Raw genomic sequence first — 18,371 nt, 5'->3', positions numbered from 1 at the left:
GCCGATTGCTGCACTATTCTCGGCGCGGCTTTGTTGAGTGAATATGGGCGTCAGTTTAGCCGGTGATGCCTGCTCACACCGGATAGAGGGTGGCGCGGTCGAGCAAGGCGCGTTGACTTGCCCGGACTTCGGCCATACCCTCGAGGCAAATCCGAACGGAAAGGGAAACCGGGCGTGGAACAACGTCGGGCCATTGGCTTGCAGCGAACGGAAGAAGCGATGCAGCGTCTGGGGGCGGCTATCGACCGTCTTGAAGGTGCTGCGGCGCGGGTCGGGGCAGGCGATCTTTTGCTGGCTGGCGAGTTGCGCGAATCCCGTGAGGATTTCGAGCGTCTGGACGAAACCGTCCGCATCGTCGCCGGTCGTCTCGACGACACCATCGACCGTTTGCGCGGCCTGTTGGAGGAATAGAGTTTGGCCGTCGTTACCATCACTATCAATGGCCGTTTGTACGATATTGCCTGTGAGGACGATCAATCCAGCCGGGTCCAGGCTTTGGGACGCGAAATCGATACCCGTGCTCAAGCTTTGTTGTCCGCTGTCGGTGTGGTCAGCGATTCCCGTCTGCTGGTGATGCTGTGTCTGTTGCTGGCCGACGAACTGTCCGAGGCCCATAATAACCAATCCGTGACGCCTCCGGCTCCGACCGTAAGTGATGATTGTGACGCCAGTCTGGCCGCGGTTGTCGGGCAACTGGCGGATCGAATCGAGTCCATTGCGACCCGCCTGGAAAGAGCCTAGTCTGCCAATGGGAGCGGTTTGCTGCGCGGTGCGTCAGACAGCCTACGTCCCTGGGGCCAATAACGACCTCTCGGGGGCTGTCCCTGCCGGAATCGTGGTTCCGGCATATGGCCACCCACCTGCGTAAGCAGGCCACAGAGGACATGCACGTCAACGGCCGAGGTGGCGCCGCTCCCGCTTGAAGCTTTTTTATATGACGTCTTCCCCCGCTTTGCTGAAACAGACCCTACGCCGCGAGGCGCTGCAACTCCGCCGTGGCGAATCCGCCCGGCTGGGGGTGGCGGCGTCCCTGGCGCTGGCTGCGCGCGCCGACGCATTGGAGGTCGGGCCGCAAACGATTGTCGGTGGTTATTGGCCTCTGCCCGGCGAAGTCGATCCCCGTCCGCTGATGGCGACACTGGCGGCACGCGGCGCGTCCCTGGCTCTGCCGATGGTGACCGCGCCCGACGCCCCCTTGATCTTTCGCGCCTGGTGCCCCGGCGATCCGTTGGAGTCTGGTCCGCACGGCACGTTTCATCCTGCCGCCGCCGCACCTCTCTTATCGCCGACCCTGGTGTTGGTGCCTTTGCTGGCTTTCGATGCAAAAGGATTCCGTCTCGGCTTCGGCGGCGGCTACTATGACCGCACCCTGGACGCCCTGCGTCGGGGCGGCGGCGTGGTTGCCGCCGGTCTGGCTTTTGCCGCCCAGCAGTCTCCTGCTTTACCGTCGGAGCCGTGGGATCAGCCGCTAGACATGGTTTTCACCGAGGAGGGATTGCTCACCGTGGTGCGCGCATGAGATTGCTTTTCCTGGGTGACGTGGTCGGCCGCGCCGGCCGTGACGCCGTTCTGGCGCGGATGAAGGATATTCGGACCCGTCTATCGCCCGATTTCGTCGTGTTGAATGGCGAGAATGCCGCACACGGCTTCGGACTGACACCGAAGGTCTGCGACGAATTCTATGCCGCCGGAGTTGATGTGGTGACACTGGGCAACCATGCCTGGGATCACCGCGAGATTCTGCCCTATATCGATTCCGAACCCCGCTTGCTGCGGGCGCTGAACTTTCCCGCCGGAACGCCGGGTCGGGGCAGTGGGGTCTATGCCCTGGCGCGCGGGCGGCGGGTCGCGGTGATCCAGGTGATGGGGCGGCTGTTCATGGACCCGCTCGATTGCCCCTTTGCCGGGTTGGAGCGCGAGTTGACCCGGCTGCGAATGGGGCCGGGCGGCGTTGACGCCATCATCGTTGACGTTCATGCCGAGGCCAGCAGCGAGAAGATGGCTCTGGGCCACGTTCTCGATGGCAGAGTCAGTTTGGTGGTCGGCACTCATTCCCATATCCCCACCGCCGACGCTCAGATCTTGCCGGGCGGTACCGCCTATCTGACCGATGCCGGGATGTGTGGCGATTACGATTCGGTGATCGGGATGAAAAAGGGGCCGGCGATCCACAAATTCGTCCGCAAGGTGCCGGGCGAACGGTTGTCGCCGTCCGAAGGCCCCGGCACGATCTGCGGGGTGATGGTCGATACCGACGACCGTAGCGGGCAGGCGGTTCGCGTCGCGCCGTTACGGCTGGGACCACGGCTACAGGAGTGTTGGCCGGGATAAACAAAACAGAGGGTCGGCGCATGCGCGGGTCTTGCCATGTCGTCGGCTTTGGCGTAATCGGGGCATCTCGGCCGTCGCCCGCCACCGTTTGTGGCCTGGGCACGGCCCATTCTCCATTTCATCAGAGGACTCGCACGGGACCATGGCCGGTCATTCGCAGTTCAAGAATATCATGCACCGTAAGGGTGCCCAGGACGCCAAGCGCGCCAAGATCTTCACCAAGCTGATCCGCGAGTTGACGGTGTCGGCGCGGTCCGGTCTGCCCGACCCGGCGTCGAACCCGCGTTTGCGGGCGGCGGTGATGGCGGCACGCGGTGCCAATATGTCCAAGGACACCATCGACCGAGCGATTAAGCGCGGCAGTGGCGGCGGTGACGATACCAATTACGAGGAAGTGCGTTACGAGGGCTATGGCCCCGGCTCGGTCGCGATCATCGTTGAAGGTCTGACCGACAACCGTAACCGCACGGCCTCGGAAGTTCGTTCGGCTTTCGCCAAGAACGGCGGTGCGCTGGGCGAGACCAATTCGGTGTCGTTCATGTTCGACCGTGTTGGCGCGATCCGCTTTCCGCTTTCGACCGCTTCGGCGGACCAGATGTTTGAAGGCGCCCTGGATGCCGGAGCCGATAATGTCGAGACCGATGACGAAGGTCACGAGATCACTTGCGCTCCCGATGCGCTGGCGGTGGTTCGCGATGCTTTGGAAGCCCGTTTCGGCACGCCGGAATACGCCCGGTTGGACTGGAAGGCTCAGACGGCCGTGCCGGTGAGCGATGAGGACACCGCGAAGACTCTGATGAAGTTGCTTGAAGCGCTGGAGGACAATGACGATGTCCAGCGGGTTCAGGCTAATTTCGAGATTCCCGACGCGATCATGGAGCGCCTGGGCGGCTGATCCGTCGAGGCCACGGGAGACTTCAGTTTATGAGAGTGCTGGGTCTCGACCCGGGCTTGCGCCAGACCGGCTGGGGCATCATCGACATGACCGATAACCGCCTGCGTCACGTCGCGGACGGTGTTGTCAGGTCGGATGCCGCCCTCAGTCTGGCCGAACGTTTGGTCCAGCTCCACGACGGTATCGCCGCGATCATTGCCACCTTTTCGCCCGAGGCGGCGGCGGTCGAGGAAACCTTCGTCAACAAGAACCCCGAAAGTACCCTGAAGCTGGGGCAGGCGCGCGGCATCGCTCTGTTGGTCCCGGCCCGTGCCGGTCTGGCGGTGGGGGAATATGCGCCGACCCGGATCAAGCAGGCAGTGGTGGGAACAGGACGTGCCGCCAAGGAGCAGGTCGGGATGATGGTTCGCACCTTGTTGCCCGGTTGCCTGGCCGAAACGCCCGACTCAGCCGATGCCCTGGCGGTCGCGATCTGCCACGCCCATCATCTCGGCACCCGGAACCGTCTCGACCAGGCGGTGCGGTCATGATCGCCCGTCTACGCGGAACCGTCGATTCGGTCGGCGAGGATTGGGCGGTGATCGATGTCGGCGGCGTCGGTTATCTGGTGTCCTGCTCGGCGCGCACTCTGGCCCGGCTGGTTCTTGGTACCGGGGTGGTGCTGTTGGTCGAAACCCATGTGCGCGAGGATGCGATCCAGCTTTACGGCTTTGCCGAAAGCGGCGAGCGTGACTGGTTCCGTTTGCTGACCACGGTGCAAGGGGTTGGGGCGCGGGTCGCGTTGTCGATCCTATCGGTGCTGCCCCCGGATCAACTTCTGCGCACTCTTGCCGCTGGGGACAAAGCCGGGCTGACCCGCGCCAACGGCGTCGGGCCAAAGCTGGCGCTTCGCATTCTGACCGAGTTGAAGGACAAGGCGGGCGGTATCGCCAGCGTTCCCCCCGGAACGGTCACCGCGTCGGCGGGTGGGAGTGGAACTTTCGCCCCTCCTGCATCGGGACCGATCGAGGATGCGGTGTCGGCGCTGGTCAACCTTGGCTATCGCAGGCTTGAGGCATTCGAAGCGGTTGGAATTGTCGCGGCTGAGTTGGGCGAAACCGCCGAGGTTCCTGCCCTGATCGGCACGGCGCTGAAGCGGCTGGGCCGGGACATGCTACGATGAGCGCTGACTTTTGCTGGCTCCGCATCGGTTTCGTGGCGAGGACGGCATGACCGAGTCGCGCGTTGTTTCCCCTCAGCACGCGCCCGAGGATAGCGAGGCGTCGGTGCGGCCTTTGGTGTTGGACGATTTTATCGGCCAACGCGGGGTTTGCGATAATCTGAAGGTCTTTATCGACGCGGCGCGGGCGCGGGGCGAGGCGTTGGACCATGTGCTGTTCCATGGCCCGCCAGGACTAGGCAAGACGACGTTGGCGCAGATCGTTGCGCGCGAATTGGGGGTGGGATTCCGGGCGACGTCGGGGCCGGTGATCCAGCGGGCGGGCGATCTGGCCGCGCTTCTGACCAACCTGGAACCCCGCGACGTTCTGTTCATCGATGAAATCCATCGCCTTAATCCTGCCATAGAGGAAGTCCTCTATCCTGCAATGGAGGACTTTCAGCTCGACCTGATTATCGGCGAAGGTCCGGCAGCCCGGTCGGTACGGATCGATCTGCCCCGTTTTACCCTGGTGGGAGCGACGACCCGTTCGGGTCTTCTGACCACTCCGTTACGCGAGCGGTTCGGGATTCCGTGCCGGATGAATTTTTATCTGCCTGAGGAAATGGAAGCGATCGTGCGGCGCGGTGCCGGAGTGTTGGGATTGGCGATGACCGAGGATGGAGCCGGAGAGGTGGCGCGGCGTTCTCGCGGCACGCCTCGGGTGGCCGGGCGGTTGTTGCGCCGGGTGCGCGACTTCGCCACCGTCGCCGGGCGGTTGCCCGTCGATGCCGCGATCGCCGACGCCGCGTTGCGGCGGCTGGAAGTCGATAGGATGGGTTTGGACGCGATGGACCGCCGCTATCTCGGCCGAATCGCCAGCGATTATGCCGGTGGGCCGGTCGGGGTGGAGACCCTGGCGGCGGCGCTGTCGGAAAGTCGCGATACGCTGGAGGAGGTGGTCGAGCCTTATCTGCTGCAACAGGGCCTGCTTCAGCGCACGCCGCGTGGCCGGATGCTGTCGGCAAGCGGCTATCGTCATTTGGGTCTGACGCCGCCGCGCGACCTCCCGGCGCAGCTCGATTTGCTGGCCATCCCATCGGAGGACGAGTGATGCCTCGTCATCTCCACCCGATCAGGGTGTATTATGAAGACACGGACGCAGGTGGTATCGTCTATCATTCCTGCTATCTGAATTTCGCAGAGCGCGCTCGCACCGAGATGGTGCGCGACCTTGGAATCAGTCAGCAGAGCCTGTTGCAAGAGGGCACTGCCTTCGCTGTGCGCCGCGCTGTTGTTGACTTTTTGCGCCCGGCGCGGCTGGACGACCTTCTGACGGTCGAGACCGAATTATGCTCGGTTGGCGGAGCCAGTCTTGACCTTGCTCAGACAATCCGGCGCAACGACGATGGCACGGAGTTAGTGCGCATCGAAGTCCGCCTGGGCTATATCACCCTGTCGGGCAGGCCGACGCGGCTTCCGGCCGCGATGCGCGACCTGTTCGGGACTTGGATCAGCGAAAGGCAGTAAGATATCATGGATCCAACGCAGACGGCGGCGGTCGCGGGTGCGGCCATGCAGCATGACCTGTCGATGTGGGCGCTGTTCATGCGCGCCGACATTATCGTCAAGATGGTGATGCTGGCGCTGATCGGCGCCTCGTTCTGGTGCTGGGCGATCATCTTCGACAAGATCTTGAAGGTGCGTCAGCTAACTCAGCGTGCCGATCAGTTCGAGGAATCGTTCTGGTCGGGCGGCTCGCTCGAAGAATTGTACGACAGAATCGGTTCGCGTCCGCTCGACCCGATGTCGTCGGTGTTCGTTGCCGCGATGCGGGAATGGCGTCGAACCGCAGCTAAGGGGCTGACGGATCGCGATACCACTCGGGCCAGTTTGCCCCAGCGGATCGACCGCGTGATGAACGTAACGCTTGGCCGCGAGATGGACTTGCTGGAACGCCGACTGGGCTTCCTGGCTTCGGTTGGTTCGACCGCACCGTTCGTTGGGTTGTTCGGCACCGTCTGGGGCATCATGAACAGCTTCCAATCGATTGCAGCCACGAAGAACACGTCTCTTGCCGTCGTCGCTCCTGGCATTGCCGAGGCGTTGTTCGCCACCGCGCTGGGGCTGGTCGCCGCTATTCCCGCGGTTATCGCCTATAACAAAATCTCCACCGATCTCGACCGCTACGGTAAGCGGCTCGAAAACTTCGCCGGCGAGTTCGGCGCGATCCTGTCGCGTCAACTGGAGGAGAAGATCTGATGGGTGCTTCCGTCGGCAACCGCCGGGGCAAGGCCAAATTCCGGCCAATGGCCGAGATCAACGTGACGCCGATGGTCGACGTGATGTTGGTGCTGCTGATCATCTTCATGGTGACGGCACCGTTGCTGACTGCCGGGGTCCAGGTCGATCTGCCCAAGACCCAGGCGGCGCCGCTGAAAGGTGACGATACGCCTCTGTCGGTCACGGTCGATGCCCACGGCAAGATCTGGATTCAGGAAACCGAGGTCAAGCTGGAGGATCTTGCCCCCCGCTTGCAGGCGATCACCTCGCAAAAGCCTGAGACCCGCATCTTCGTTCGTGGCGATAAAACCATCGATTACGGTCGGGTGATGGAGGTGATGGGGGTATTGAGTGCCGCCGGCTTCCCCAAGGTTGCCCTGGTCACAGAGGTCCGGGGCGCCGACGGCGCCAAGGCGAAACGCTAGGGCGCGTCATGGAAATCCGGCGGGAAAGCTATATCTATTCCGGCCTTCTGCACTTCTTGGTAGTGCTGTTGGCGATTTTCGGGCTGCCTCAATTCTGGCGTGAGCCGCCGATTGAGGAGACTCCGATGGTCGTGGACATCGTGCCGATCGGGGCCAAGACCAATCCGCCGCCGTTGCGCGACAACAAGCCCCAACCCGAACCGCAGAAGACCGCCGATCCGACGCCCGAGCCGCCCAAGCCCGAGCCGGTCAAGCCTGAACCCAAACCGACGCCGCCGCCGCCGCCCACACCGGCTCCGGCTCCGGCACCACCTCCTCCTGCTCCGACGCCCCCGAAGCCCGAGCCGAAGCCCGAACCAAAACCGGAGCCGAAGCCTGAGCCGAAACCTGAGCCAGAGCCTGCGCCGGTGCCCAAGCCCGAACCGCGTCCCGAGCCCAAGCCCGAGCCGCCGAAGCCTCGTCCCGAACCGCCCAAGCCGCAGAAGGATGTCAAGGACGAGCTTGATTCGCTGCTGAAGTCGGTTGACAAGAAAAAGCCGCAACAGCCGCAGGACGAACTGGACAAGCTTTTGAAGTCCGCCGAGAAGCTGAGTAAACCCTCGACGCCAGAGGCCAAATCGGCGACGCAACCGCAGCCGCAATCGGTGCGGGGGTCCAGTATGCACAATCCCAACGAGCCGGTCTCTATGACGGAGAAGGACGCGATCCGCGCCCATGTCGAGCGGTTCTGGAACGTTCCGGCTGGAGCCAAGGACGCCGACAAGCTGATCGTGCTGGTTCGCGTCTCGGTGCTGCCTGACGGAACGGTCACGGATGCCCAGATCGTTCTCGATGCCGTCCAGATGTTGAACCCGTATTATCAGGCCGCCGCCGACAGCGCTCGCCGCGCCGTGCGCGCCGCCAGTCCGTTGCCGATTCCGGCCAACAAATACGACCAGTTCAAAGACTTCACTCTCGCCTTCAACCCGAAATTCGCGGCAGGAAGATGATATTCATGTCTCGCATCCGCTTGCTGGCGGCAGTGGCCGTCACCCTGATCCTCGGCCTGGCGGCTTTTGCCAGTCCGACCCTCGCCGAGGTGCGCATCGACATCACCAATGGACAGATGCGTCCCTTGCCCATCGCTATCCCCGATTTCGCCGGGAGCAGCGGCCAGGAAACGCAGGTCGGGCGCGATATCGCCCGAGTTGTTTCCGCCGATCTGGAACGATCCGGTCTGTTCAAGCCGATCGATCCTCGCGCCTTTATCCAGACGCCAGCGTCGCTGCAAATCCAGCCGCGTTTCCCCGATTGGAAAGCGATCAACGCCGAGGCCCTGGTTCAGGGTAAGGCCGAGATCGGTCCAGACGGCCGTATCCGGGTCGAATTCAGGCTGTGGGACGTGATGTCCGAAGCCTATATGACCGGCTGGACTCTGTCTTCTTCGCCTGCGGATTGGCGGCGGCTGTCGCACAAGGTCGCGGACGCGATCTATAAGCGTGTGACCGGCGAAGATGGATATTTCGACACCCAGATCGTCTATGTCGCCGAATCCGGTCCGAAGAACGACCGCAAGAAGCGGTTGGCGATCATGGATCAGGACGGCGAGAATCACCGCTTCCTGACCGAAGGTGGCGAGTTGGTCCTGACGCCCCGTTTCTCGCCCAGCGCCCGCGAAATCACCTACCTGTCCTATTTCAGGGGAGTGCCGCGGGTCTATATCTTCAATCTCGATACCGGACGGCGCGAAGCCCTGGGCAATTTCCCCGGCATGACCTTCGCGCCCCGTTTCTCGCCCGATGGCAACAAGGTCATCTTTAGCATGGCCGAGGACGGGAATACCGAAATCTATGAGATGAACCTGATGACCCGGAGCAAGGTCCGGCTTACCAACAATCCGGCGATCGATACCGCGCCAAGCTATGCTCCCGATGGCTCGCAGATCGTGTTCGAGTCCGACCGTGGCGGTGGGCAGCAGCTCTATGTCATGGGCGTGGGTGGCGGCGGAGCCAATCGCATCAGCTTTGGCGACGGACGCTATGCGACTCCGGTGTGGAGTCCGCGTGGAGATCTGATTGCATTCACCAAGCAGAAGGGAGGGCGTTTCTTCATAGGTGTCATGCGTCCCGATGGTTCGGGCGAGCGGCTCCTGGCAGAAGGCTTCCTGGTCGAAGGACCAACCTGGGCTCCCAATGGTCGTGTCTTGGCGTTTTGGCGTGATTCTCCCTCGGATGAGCGGGGACGCGGTCAATCCGTGCGTCTGTACACCATTGATCTAACCGGTGTGAACGAACGGGTGATGATTACCCCTGTAGATGGGTCGGATCCTGCGTGGTCCCCCTTGATTCCCTAGGATTATGTTTGTATAGTCCGCGCCGATTAGGGTTTGTTCCTCATGGCGCCGCGCCCAATGTGGTCGGCGTCATTTTGGAAGCTTGCCGACCCCCGTCGGCAGTGCTCTCTAAGGCTCAATCTTGGAATTCAATTCCCGTCGCATTGAGGGGGAGTCCTCAAATATGAAACTGCGTTTCCTCAGCATCGTTGCCGCTGCCGCCCTGGTCGCGGCTTGCGAATCCGCCCCTGAAAACACCGGTGCCGCTTCTGGCGGTGGCGTTTCCGCTCCGCCGCCGGCTCGTACGGCTCCGGCTGGTCTCGTCAAGGGGTCCAAGGAAGACTTCATCGCCAATGTCGGCGATCGGGTTTTCTTTGATCTCGACAAGTCGTCCGTGCGTGGCGATGCCAAGGCTACCCTGGACAAGCAGGCTGCCTGGCTGAAGAGCTACCCGAACTACTCGTTCACCATCGAAGGCCACGCTGATGAGCGCGGCACTCGTGAGTACAACCTTGCCCTCGGCGAGCGTCGTGCGAATTCCGTGCGTGAATACCTGATTGCGAACGGCGTTGCCGCTTCGCGTATCAAGGTCGTCAGCTACGGCAAGGAGCGCCCGGTTGCCCTCGGCTCGAACGAGGCGGCCTGGTCTCAGAACCGTCGCGGCGTGACCGTCCTGAACTAATCAGGATATCTCACGACGTGTGAGTAAGGGGGCGCCCGCCGTCCGTCTGGTCCTGGACCGGCGGGTCGGACGGGCGCCTTCCCTTTTTTATCTATCCGTTCCGCCATCGTTCTTCGCGCGGTGGTTTGTCCCGGTTCCGGCCCGGGCTTCGCCCTGCCGCGAGCGCAACGTCTTATCGAAGGTCGGATCCCTTGCGACGTCAGATCCTTTTTTCCGCCTTGTCCGTTCTGATCTGCGTCGGCGTGGTTCCGGCGGTGGCCCTGGCGCAAAGCGACACCCGAGGCTATGGCGGCACTGTGATCCGTTCCCCGGCGATGGGGGGGGGCGTGATCTCGTCGTCCGGTTCGGATGCGCCTTTGTCGGGTGGGCAGGCATCGCGGTTGGAAGACCGTATCAATGAACTTGAAGATCTTAACCGCCAGCTGACCGGCAAGGTCGAGGAAGCCAATTTCAAGGCGGCACAACTCGCCAAGCAACTGGAGCGGATGCAGGCCGATATTGACTTGCGCTTTAAGGAGCTTCAAGAGGGAGGTAACAAGGGCGCCCAAATGTCGATGCCGGCTGCCACGGGGACTGCGGCTCCGCCGTTACCCCCGACGACCGCCGCGGGCGCTCCCGTTCTGATCCCGCCCAAGGGCGCCGTGGCTCCGGGAACCAACGCGGCCAGCAATGCCGGTCCTGCGCCCGGTCCTGCGCTGCTGGGGCAGATGCCGGCCACCAAGGCGGCTGCTACTCCGGCCACTCCGGCTCCGGCTGCTCCCAAAGATCCGCAATCCGCGTATGACGAGGCGTATGGGTTGGCGCAGAAGGGCGAGTATGACGAGGCCGAGCGTGCCTTCCAGACCTTCCTGAAGACCTATCCCACTCATGCCTTGGCTGGGAACGCTCAATATTGGCTGGGCGATATCGCCTTTTCCCAGCGCAAGGATTTCGCCCAGTCGGCGCGGCTGTTCGGCGAAGCCTATAAGAAGTATCCCAAGCACAGCAAGGCTCCGGACATGCTGTACAAGCTGGGCGCATCGTTCGGTCAGCTCGACATGAAGGATCAGGCTTGCCGGGCTTATGCCCTGCTGTTTGCCGAGCATCCCACCATGCCCGACCGGGTCAAGCGGGCCGCCAGTGCCGACCGCCAGCGTTTAGGCTGCAAGTAAGGGGGCAGCGCCCCCGCGCCTGTTGGGTATGTTCCCCAGGTGTCACCACCCGCGAGGTCCGGCCGTCCGGACCGGCTGCCGGAGGTTTCGTTTCCGATGTTCCGTTTCCTGCTCGCCGTCATCAGTCTGGTCTTGCTGCTTGCCATCACGATGACGGGGGGAGTGCTGTTCGCGTTCTGGCATTTCGGACGCGATCTGCCCGACTACCATCAATTGGCCAATTACGATCCGCCGGTGACGACGCGGGTCTATGGCGGCGACGGTCGGCTGGTGGCGGAATATGCGGTCGAAAAGCGTGTGTTCGTGCCGCTTCCGGCGATTCCACAGATGGTGAAGGACGCTTTCCTGTCTGCGGAAGATAAGAGCTTCTATACCCATCCCGGCATCGATCCGGTCGGCATCGCCCGTGCTATCGTCGTCAATGTGCGGAACAAGGGGATCGGGGCCGACCGTCGTCCGGTCGGTGCCTCAACGATCACTCAGCAGGTCGCCAAGAACTTTTTGTTGACCAACGAGGTGTCGATCGAGCGCAAGGTCAAGGAGGCGATTCTCGCACTTCGGATCGAACGCGCTTTCACCAAGGATCACATCCTCGAACTCTATCTCAATGAAATCTATCTAGGTTCTGGCTCGTATGGCGTGGCGGCGGCGGCGCTTAATTATTTCGACAAAGGGTTGGACGAACTGACCCCGGCCGAGGCCGCCTATCTGGCGGCATTGCCGAAAGCGCCTAACAATTATAATCCGTTCCGTCACCCCCAGGCCGCGCGGGAACGCCGCGACTGGGTGCTGGGGCGAATGGCCGAGGACGGTAAGATCACGGCGTCGGAATATCAGCTCGCTCTGGCCCAGCCGCTTGACGTCCGCTCCCGCAAAGAGATGCAGGCGACTCAAGGGGCGGACTATTTCGCCGAGGATATTCGCCGCGAGCTTCAGGCCAAATACGGCGAGGCCGCGCTCTATCGTGGCGGGCTGGTGGTGCGCGCCTCGATGGATGCCGAGCTTCAGGCCATGGGCACGCGGGTTCTGCGGCGCGGGCTGTTGCAGTATGACCGCCGCCACGGCTGGCGCGGCCCGCTTGGCCGTATCCCGTCAGGAACCGATCCGGTGCGGGCATTGGCAACGATCCCGCGCCCCGGTGGGGCCGAGGATTGGGAGATGGCGGTTGTTACCGCCGTGACCGATTCCGAGGCGGTCCTGACCCTGGCTGACGGTCACGCCGGTCACTTGCCGATCACCGAACTCAAATGGGCCCGCCGAGTTCTGGACAAGCGTAGCCTCGGGCCGGTGCCGCGCCGTCCGAGCGATATCCTGGCTCCAGGCGACGTCATCCTGGTGGAAGCTGTCGGCAAAAGCGACGACGGTCGGCCCTATGGGGCGGCGAGCTATACCCTGCGCCAAGTGCCCAAGGTCGAAGGCGCGTTGGTCGCGATCGACCCTCATACAGGTCGTGTTCTGGCGATGATCGGTGGCTGGTCTTATGGGAAAAGCCAGTTCAATCGCGCCAGTCAGGCGATGCGCCAACCCGGCTCGTCGTTCAAGCCGTTCATCTATTTGTCGGCGCTAGAAAGCGGATACACCCCGTCTTCGCTGGTGCTTGATGCCCCGGTCGCCCTGTCGCAAGGGCCGGGGCTTCCGATGTGGCGGCCCAGGAACTACAACAACGATTACCTGGGGCCGACCACTCTTCGCGTTGGTCTCGAAAAGTCGCGAAACCTGATGACCGTCCGTCTTGCCCAGGCGTTGGGGATGGAAAAAGTCGCCAATATGTCAGAGCGCTTCGGCATCTATGACAATTTGCCGCATCAATTGGCGATGGCGCTTGGAGCGGGCGAGACCACGCCGCTCCGCCTGACCGCCGCCTATGCGATGCTGGTCAATGGCGGCAAGAAATTGCGCCCGACCCTGATCGACCGTATCCAGGACCGTAACGGCAAGACCATCTTCTCCCACGATTTGCGTTTCTGCGAAGGCTGCTCGGCCCCGCGCTATTCGGGACAGGACATGCCATCTTTGCCGGATATCCGCGAACAGATGGTCGATCCGGTTTCGGCCTATCAGATGGTCAGCATCCTCGAAGGCGTTGTCCAGCGCGGCACCGGCTCTTCGGTCAAGGCGGTCGGCAAGCCGCTGGCCGGCAAGACCGGCACCTCGAACGATTCGAACGACGTCTGGTTCGTCGGCTTCTCGCCCGATCTGGCTGTCGGTGTCTTCGTCGGCTTTGACGATCCAGCTTCGTTGGGGCCAAAGGAAACCGGCGGTTCGGTCGCCGCGCCGATCTTCCGCGACTTCATGATGGAAGCGCTGAAGGACAAGCCCGCGACTCCGTTCCGTATGCCTTCCGGCGTTCGGTTGGTCCGGGTCGATCCCCGTACCGGACGTCCGACGATGCCGGGCGACACGAGATCGATCTATGAGGCGTTCAAGGGCGCCGATCGCATGCCCGGCGACGATGAAGGCGTTTTGGAAGGCGATGGGTCCGCCGATGGCGGCTTCAGCTTCGCCCCCTATCTTGGGGCCGAGGAAGGCGCCAGTCCGGAGCCGATGGAAGTTGTTCCCGGAGCCGACCCGACTGTTCCAGCGTCTCCTCTTGAGCCATCGGCCCCCGTTATGACCGCGCCATCGGCGGCTCCGTCCGCAGGCGGTCTGTACTGAGACTCAGGTCCGGGCTTGTCCTAAGCCCGGACCTTGATCGGCTCGATGAAGGTGACGATCCGGCGCAGATTGCGCAGGCGTTCAAGCTGGAGATTGGAAATCTGGCTGTTCGCGGCAAGAATCAAATGCCCGTTGGTCTGACGAATGTCGGAGAGGATCGTCTGTCCCACTCGCAACGAGGCAAGAGGGACTTCGATCACTGTCGGCGCTTCGGTCGATAGAGTCTTTTCCAGCGCCATCCGGACTCCGGCCAGCAGGCGCGGATCGTAGCGTTCGCGATGGGCTTCCAGCGCCGTGAAAGCGGCACGGGAAAGCGGTCCTCCGGCACTGGCAACGGCGAGATCCTTCAAGACCCGCAACAGCCGTGCATCGAAGGGGATTTCATCGCCAGACGGGCCGTTGGGGGGGAATCCGCTGCCATCGAAGCCCTTATCCTGATAGTAGAGAATTTCCGCTACCTTTTCGAGGCGGGGGATGTTTGACACGAGATTACGCGCCGCCTCGGGGGCGCGTTCGACAATCTGACGTTCGATTTCGCTCAGATCCTCCCCTGCGCGCAGACGGGCGGTGATTTCGGTCGGGATCGCTACTTGACCGATCCCGATCAGGGTCGCGGCAATTTCAAGCTGCCAGCGGGTTGACATCCGCATCTCGACCGCCAGCAATCGCACCCATTCGCGCAGCCGCACCGCCAATTGATGGCCAACCGGGTCGTTCATCGAGACCACATCGACCAGAACCTTCAGGCTGCCGGTTAGAGTCTTTTCCAGCAGATCGCGCTCGGCGGTAATAAGGCGGTACTGCTCGATACCAGCCAGGATTCCTTCGCGCAACTGATCGGTGGGGCAGGGCTTGGTGTAAAAGCGCAGGATCGCGCCGTGATTAATCGCATCAATCGCGGTGGTTTGGTCGGCATTGCCGGTTAGCATCATCCGCACCGTATCGGGGGCCAAGGCGCGGATCGCCTTCAGTGTTTCGACCCCATCCATGCCAGGCATCCGCATGTCAGAGATCGCTACGGCGAATGGCGCCCCGGTTCGCACGGCTTCGATAGCGGCAGCTCCTTCCGTTGCCGTGACGAGATCGAATTCATCGTCGAACTGGCGGCGGAGCGCCGATAAAAGATGGGAATCGTCGTCGATCAGAAGAACGCGCTCTGTCATTTTCAATCCCCGTTATGATCTTTCCCTGCCAGATCTCGCCACAAGGGGATGTGGCCGTCATGTCTGGCCTCGATAAGATAGGTCATGTCGAGTTTGCGGTCGATTCGGCTGCCGGGTGGGAGCAGCGGCGAGGGCGGCCCCAGGACAGAGGCGGCGTGAAGGGCTGTCAGGGCAAGATTGTCACGACCGGGACAAGCCGACGGGGCGCAATGATAAACCAGGGCTTCGACCACGAGGTCGGAAAATCCCCATAATCCAAGGAGATAGCCGCCGATTGCGGCGTGACTGGCTCCAAAGGTCGCGATCTCGGCTTGGTGGAGCGTCTCATCCGGTGTCAGACCAGCCAACATCACCTGATATTCGGCGGGGTGAGCGTCGAGCAGCACGATGCCGCCGATATCGGCCAACATTGCCGCAATCTGGGCTGATTTGGCCGTGGCGACATCACCGCCCTCGGTGGCGGCGATTCGCTCTGCCAGCGCCGAGATCTCAAGGCCGCGCTTGGTCAAGGCCTCCAGGAGCGGCGCCAGATCCGGTTTGCCCGCGAACTGGCGGAACAGCCCGGCTTGCAGCACCAGTGCCTGGATCACTTCGATCCCCAGCATCCGAACCGCGTGCAACGGCGTGGTGATTCTGCTCGCGGCAGAGAAATAGGCCGAGTTGGTTACCTTCAGAACCTGGGCCGTCATCGCCATGTCTTGGGCGATGATGTCGGCGACCGTCTTTGGCGAACAATCGGGAGAGATCAATTCCGCCTGGAGCCGCCCATAGATCTCGGGCAGGCTGGGCAGGTTGGTCAATCCGGCCAGGGTGGCATGCAAGGCGGGGGTATCAAGCAGCGAGCGCAAAGAGATCTGGCGGTGCAGAGCCTTAAGCAAGGTCTCGGCATCGCAGGGCTTGGCGAGGTAGGTGTGGGCAGGCCCAACCGTTCGCAGTACTGCATCGGCATCGGCATAGCCCGATAGAATCACCCGGATCGTCGCCGGATTGAGGGCGCGGACATGGCTAAGCAAGGTGGCCCCATCCATTCCCGGCATTCTCATGTCCGAGACTACGACGTCAAAGGGCTGGCGGCGGATTTCGACCAGCGCTTCCTCACCCGAGGCGAAGAACTCCATTTCCCAAGAGTCTTCTTGATCCGCCATCGCCCTGCGGATACCGCGCAGGACGTGAGGGTCGTCATCGACGAAAGCGATCCGGGTTGGTGGGAGGGTCATGCCGCACTCTCCTCGGCGACCGAGGCGACGCCGAGCGGCAGGCGGATGGTGAAGACCGCTCCGGTGCCGGGGTCGCCGCCGACCTCGATGGTGCCGCCATGCTTGACCGTTACTACGTCGCGGCAGATCGCCAGACCTTGCCCGGTCCCCTTACCAACCGGTTTGGTCGTAAAGAACGGGTCGAAAAGCCGGTCGCGGATCGTCAGGGGGATTCCCGTGCCACTGTCGGCGATGCGGATTTCAATCCAGTCGCCGTCGCGGCGAGTCGATATAACGATCTGTCCCGGCAGAGGTTTGCCCGAGCTTTCAATCGCCTGAGCGGCATTCAGAATCAGGTTGAGAAAGACTTGATTGATTTCACCGGCATGGCAGTTGACGGGGGGGAGATCGGCATCGAAATCCCGCTCGATCTTCGCCACATGTTTCCAGTTGTTGCGACAGACCGTCAGGGTACTTTCCAGGGCGCGGTTGATGTCGGTGGCGGTCTTGGCCGATGTTCCGGGATGAGAGAATTCCTTCATCGACAGGACGATGCGACCGATTTGTCCCACGCCGTCCAGTGATTCCGAGACCGCATCGGGTAGTTCGGTCAGCAGCCGAGTGACTTTGACGCGGGCCGCAGTTTGCTCGAACCGCTCCGCAGCCTCGGCGAGACCGGGGGCGGTGGCGGCCTGGGTCGCCAGATCGCGTCCGGCCTCGACCACACTTTTCAGCTTTGTCAGGGCGCTGTCGAGATAGCGCAGATTGTCGCCGATATACTGGATAGGGGTGTTGATCTCGTGGGCGATCCCGGCGGCAAGCTGTCCAATACTGGCCAACCGAGCCGATTGCATCGTCTCGTGTTGGGCCTGTTTCAGGACACCGATATCGCGGAACGACAAGATCACCCCGCGTCCGATCTCGTCATCGGTCAGAGGGGCACAGGAATAGGCGACCGGCAGAGTTCGACCGCTGGCCAGGACAAAGCGAGCGTCGTTGTCCGACGGAACAACTTCGCCGTCCAGAACATTGCGGAACGGAGATTGAGAAAAATCGACCACGCCCTCGGCGGTGCCCAGCCGTACGAAGGAATCGAGCGGATAGCCTTCGATGTCGGTGACATCGCCGCATTCCAACAAAAGCCGCGCCGAAGGATTGGCGAAGACGAGCTGTCCGTGACGGTCGGTTACCACCACGCCTTCGACTAGGCTATCGGTGATTCCCTTCATCCGTCCGCGTGAGGAGCGCAACGCGGCTTCGGCAAGGGTTCGGACCTCGACGGCGCGGACCAGTTCAGCGGTACGTTCGGCAACCTGACGTTCCAGCTCTTTCTGCTGGTTGGCCAGGGTCCATTCGTATTGCAGGCGAAGGGTGGCATCGCGGACCAGGAGAACGGCCCCGTCGATCCTCCCGGACTCGACGATCGGCCCGACATAATAATCGATTGCGAGAGGGTGGGAATCGCCCCGTATAATGGTGTGGCCGTATCCGGTCTCGGTGCGGCCGTCGCGGCATGCAGCGACGATGCCGGGGGCGGCGGCAGTCTCGCCCGCAAGGGCGGTCTCGCCCATCAGGTCGAGCAGGCCGGAACCGGCTATCGTCTCGTCTGGATAACCGAGCAGGGACGTCGCCGCTGGATTGGCGAAGGTCACCATCCCATCGCGGTCCAGCCCCAGAATCCCCTCACCGGCGGCCCCCAGGATCAGGGCATAGCGCCGCCTCAATATGTCGAGCTCCTCCTCGCGCCGCTTCAACTCGGTGATATCGGTGCGAACAGAAACCACGCCGCCCTCGCGTGTCGGAAATTCACGGCTCTGGAACCAGCGGCCATCGTTGGTCTGGATGATAAATGCCTCGCCGTTGGCATCGCGGTGGCGGTGAACCCGGTCGTCGATCCAGGTATCGAAACTCCGCCCGCCGATGTTGAACAAGCGGTGATCGTAGGCATAAGTGATGACGTCGCGGAAGGTTACGTCGCCTTCCGCCGTTTCCTGGTCGATCTTCAACAAGCCGCGATAAGCAGCGTTGCTAATCACCAGATGATCGTTGGAATCATAGACCGCGATCGCGTCAGCCAGACTCTCCAGCGCATCGACAAGTTGTTGCTGGGCNCGCTGGGCGCGGAATTCGGCCTGGGCCTC

General features: G+C 62.4%; 19 protein-coding genes and 1 other RNA gene. 17 read left to right on the top strand and 3 right to left on the bottom strand.

Annotated features, from left to right (window positions below):
- Positions 1–174: 174 nt before the first annotated feature.
- From PHAMO_RS02255 to PHAMO_RS02180, 17 genes are all read left to right on the top strand, one after another.
- On the top strand, positions 175–411 hold the full coding sequence (locus tag PHAMO_RS02255) for a hypothetical protein (RefSeq protein WP_235720771.1): 237 nt from the start codon (positions 175–177) through the stop codon (positions 409–411).
- A 3-nt stretch (positions 412–414) separates the two neighbouring features.
- Positions 415–741 (top strand): cell division protein ZapA, encoded by a 327-nt coding sequence (locus PHAMO_RS02250; protein WP_002726001.1) that lies wholly within the window; start codon positions 415–417, stop codon positions 739–741.
- A gap of 15 nt (positions 742–756) precedes the next feature.
- Positions 757–914, top strand: a non-coding RNA gene (gene ssrS, locus PHAMO_RS18825) — 6S RNA.
- 20 nt (positions 915–934) lie between these two features.
- Positions 935–1,519 carry a 5-formyltetrahydrofolate cyclo-ligase gene (locus PHAMO_RS02245; RefSeq protein ID WP_002725997.1) on the top strand — a complete coding sequence of 195 codons (585 nt, stop codon included), beginning with the start codon at positions 935–937 and terminating at the stop codon, positions 1,517–1,519.
- Positions 1,516–2,331, top strand: coding sequence for a TIGR00282 family metallophosphoesterase (locus tag PHAMO_RS02240; protein ID WP_002725995.1), 816 nt, complete (start codon positions 1,516–1,518; stop codon positions 2,329–2,331). The genes PHAMO_RS02245 and PHAMO_RS02240 overlap by 4 nt, the downstream gene beginning before the upstream one ends.
- A gap of 142 nt (positions 2,332–2,473) precedes the next feature.
- A complete protein-coding gene (locus PHAMO_RS02235; protein ID WP_002725993.1) occupies positions 2,474–3,226 on the top strand; it encodes a YebC/PmpR family DNA-binding transcriptional regulator in 753 nt (250 codons plus the stop codon).
- Between the two features lie 29 nt (positions 3,227–3,255).
- Positions 3,256–3,756, top strand: coding sequence for a crossover junction endodeoxyribonuclease RuvC (gene ruvC, locus PHAMO_RS02230; RefSeq protein ID WP_002725991.1), 501 nt, complete (start codon positions 3,256–3,258; stop codon positions 3,754–3,756).
- Entirely contained in the window at positions 3,753–4,388 is a 636-nt protein-coding gene (ruvA, locus tag PHAMO_RS02225; protein ID WP_002725989.1) for a Holliday junction branch migration protein RuvA, read from the top strand. Before ruvC ends, ruvA begins: the two co-directional genes overlap by 4 nt.
- A gap of 46 nt (positions 4,389–4,434) precedes the next feature.
- On the top strand, positions 4,435–5,478 hold the full coding sequence (gene ruvB / locus PHAMO_RS02220; RefSeq protein ID WP_040566080.1) for a Holliday junction branch migration DNA helicase RuvB: 1,044 nt from the start codon (positions 4,435–4,437) through the stop codon (positions 5,476–5,478).
- Positions 5,478–5,894: a tol-pal system-associated acyl-CoA thioesterase gene (ybgC, locus tag PHAMO_RS02215; protein WP_002725985.1), complete on the top strand. Its 417-nt coding sequence runs from the start codon at positions 5,478–5,480 to the stop codon at positions 5,892–5,894. Before ruvB ends, ybgC begins: the two co-directional genes overlap by 1 nt.
- Positions 5,895–5,900: 6 nt before the next feature.
- A complete protein-coding gene (tolQ, locus tag PHAMO_RS02210) occupies positions 5,901–6,626 on the top strand; it encodes a protein TolQ (protein WP_002725983.1) in 726 nt (241 codons plus the stop codon).
- Positions 6,626–7,072, top strand: a complete 447-nt coding sequence (tolR, locus tag PHAMO_RS02205) for a protein TolR (protein WP_002725982.1) — start codon at positions 6,626–6,628, stop codon at positions 7,070–7,072. Before tolQ ends, tolR begins: the two co-directional genes overlap by 1 nt.
- Before the next feature lie 8 nt (positions 7,073–7,080).
- Positions 7,081–8,061 (top strand): energy transducer TonB, encoded by a 981-nt coding sequence (locus PHAMO_RS02200; protein WP_002725981.1) that lies wholly within the window; start codon positions 7,081–7,083, stop codon positions 8,059–8,061.
- Complete coding sequence (tolB, locus tag PHAMO_RS02195; RefSeq protein ID WP_002725980.1) at positions 8,058–9,404, top strand: Tol-Pal system beta propeller repeat protein TolB; 1,347 nt, start codon at positions 8,058–8,060, stop codon at positions 9,402–9,404. The genes PHAMO_RS02200 and tolB overlap by 4 nt, the downstream gene beginning before the upstream one ends.
- Positions 9,405–9,567: 163 nt before the next feature.
- On the top strand, positions 9,568–10,065 hold the full coding sequence (gene pal, locus PHAMO_RS02190; RefSeq protein WP_002725978.1) for a peptidoglycan-associated lipoprotein Pal: 498 nt from the start codon (positions 9,568–9,570) through the stop codon (positions 10,063–10,065).
- 191 nt (positions 10,066–10,256) lie between these two features.
- A complete protein-coding gene (ybgF, locus tag PHAMO_RS02185; RefSeq protein ID WP_002725976.1) occupies positions 10,257–11,216 on the top strand; it encodes a tol-pal system protein YbgF in 960 nt (319 codons plus the stop codon).
- 96 nt (positions 11,217–11,312) lie between these two features.
- Positions 11,313–13,871, top strand: a complete 2,559-nt coding sequence (locus PHAMO_RS02180; protein ID WP_002725974.1) for a penicillin-binding protein 1A — start codon at positions 11,313–11,315, stop codon at positions 13,869–13,871.
- 20 nt (positions 13,872–13,891) lie between these two features.
- Here PHAMO_RS02180 and PHAMO_RS02175 read toward each other — a convergent pair whose 3' ends face one another.
- From PHAMO_RS02175 to PHAMO_RS02165, 3 genes are read right to left on the bottom strand one after another with little or no spacing between them, the layout of a single operon-like run.
- Positions 13,892–15,034: an HD domain-containing phosphohydrolase gene (locus PHAMO_RS02175; protein ID WP_002725972.1), complete on the bottom strand. Its 1,143-nt coding sequence runs from the start codon at positions 15,032–15,034 to the stop codon at positions 13,892–13,894.
- A 2-nt stretch (positions 15,035–15,036) separates the two neighbouring features.
- On the bottom strand, positions 15,037–16,251 hold the full coding sequence (locus PHAMO_RS02170; RefSeq protein ID WP_002725970.1) for a response regulator: 1,215 nt from the start codon (positions 16,249–16,251) through the stop codon (positions 15,037–15,039).
- Positions 16,248–18,308 (bottom strand): PAS-domain containing protein, encoded by a 2,061-nt coding sequence (locus PHAMO_RS02165; RefSeq protein ID WP_456085320.1) that lies wholly within the window; start codon positions 18,306–18,308, stop codon positions 16,248–16,250. Before PHAMO_RS02165 ends, PHAMO_RS02170 begins: the two co-directional genes overlap by 4 nt.
- Positions 18,309–18,371 lie beyond the last annotated feature (63 nt).

This window comes from Magnetospirillum molischianum DSM 120, from assembly GCF_000294655.1.
GTDB lineage: Bacteria > Pseudomonadota > Alphaproteobacteria > Rhodospirillales > Magnetospirillaceae > Phaeospirillum > Phaeospirillum molischianum.
The sequence above is the reverse complement of the archived record's forward strand: the minus strand, read 5'-3'. Positions and strand labels throughout refer to the sequence as shown.